Here is a 1,119-nt window from a genome sequence, read left to right on the forward strand (position 1 = left end):
CAACTGCTCGATCAGCCGCGCCGTGCGTTCGGAGCGCGACCCATGCAACTCGCGTTTCAGCTTTTCGATCCTGAGCTGCAGATGAGCGATCAGCGCTTCGGTGTCGGACAGCTTTGCCTGCGCGCTGGCGGCTTCAGCCACGGCCGCATCACGCTCAGCCTCGACCCTTTGCCGCGCTTCACGCTCGACCAGCAGCGCCGCCTGGGCGCTCGCGAGGTCCGAAGGAAGATCATCCGGCTTCAAATTCATGAAGCCAGTGAATCAGATTGGCTGGCAAGTTCAATCGCAAAATGCTTATCCAACTCGCGTTGGACGCCACGTTTCTTGAGGATTGCGCCAGTCGATTCCAGACAAGAGATAGCTCAATTGCGCCGGAGAGATCGTCACTGCTTCCCCTGTAACCGAAGGCCAGATGAACCTTCCTCTCTCAAGTCTTTTTGTAAACAGGCATGCCCCCTGGCCATCATGCCAAATGACCTTCAAAAGATCGCCGCGTTTTCCCCTGAAGCAAAAAAGATTTCCGCCAAGAGGATTTTGCTTGAGCACTTCCTGCACGCGGAGAGCCAAACTCGGAAAGCCGCACCGCATGTCGGTGTAGCCGGTCGCAAGCCACACACGAACGCCCGTCGGAATCGGGATCATCGTCCCTCCAGCACTCTTAAGACGCGCGATAGAGCGGCGATGTCGACATCCACTCCAACGATCAGACGAACACCGCTGCCGAGCACGATCTCCATCCGTCCAACAGCCTGCTCGCAGCGAGCGTCGTCACGGCTCCCATCGCTTCTCGTTGGATCCGGCTCAATCAGAGCCGCAACAAACCCGTGTTCGCCATCTTTGGCGCTAAGCGCTCCAAGAGCGCCCTGTCGCGCCAGGCGTCGCCATCCGAACAGTTGACCAGGAAAAAGTCCGTGGCGGCGAGCAACGACAGAAACAGGATCGCCACGGCAATAACTCTCCTCCACAATCCGCTGCTTCGCTTCAATACTGAACCGCCGCCGCCGTCCTGTGTCGACAACCTCCATAACTTTCGCATTATTGGCAGTAGATATGGTGTCCATACTGCCTGTAATCATGCAATAGCCAACCTCTGCAAGGCGGCCGCCCTCGGATGCGTAC

The 1,119-nt window shown here is 57.7% G+C and carries 2 protein-coding genes and 1 pseudogene; all 3 read right to left on the reverse strand.

Annotation, left to right across the window (positions count from 1 at the left end; genetic code table 11):
- Positions 1 to 249 (reverse strand): annotated as a pseudogene (locus CQ13_RS16620) (IS66 family transposase); the annotation flags it as partial.
- Between the two features lie 45 nt (positions 250 to 294).
- The gene (gene tnpB / locus CQ13_RS41130) at positions 295 to 642 is read right to left on the reverse strand and encodes an IS66 family insertion sequence element accessory protein TnpB (protein WP_082637505.1); all 348 of its coding nucleotides are present in this window, start codon (positions 640 to 642) and stop codon (positions 295 to 297) included.
- Positions 639 to 1,119: IS66-like element accessory protein TnpA (tnpA, locus tag CQ13_RS41135; RefSeq protein ID WP_245309202.1), on the reverse strand; the 481-nt coding region annotated here is incomplete at its 5' end. The genes tnpB and tnpA, both read right to left, overlap by 4 nt.

Source organism: Bradyrhizobium retamae (genome assembly GCF_001440415.1).
Lineage (GTDB): Bacteria > Pseudomonadota > Alphaproteobacteria > Rhizobiales > Xanthobacteraceae > Bradyrhizobium > Bradyrhizobium retamae.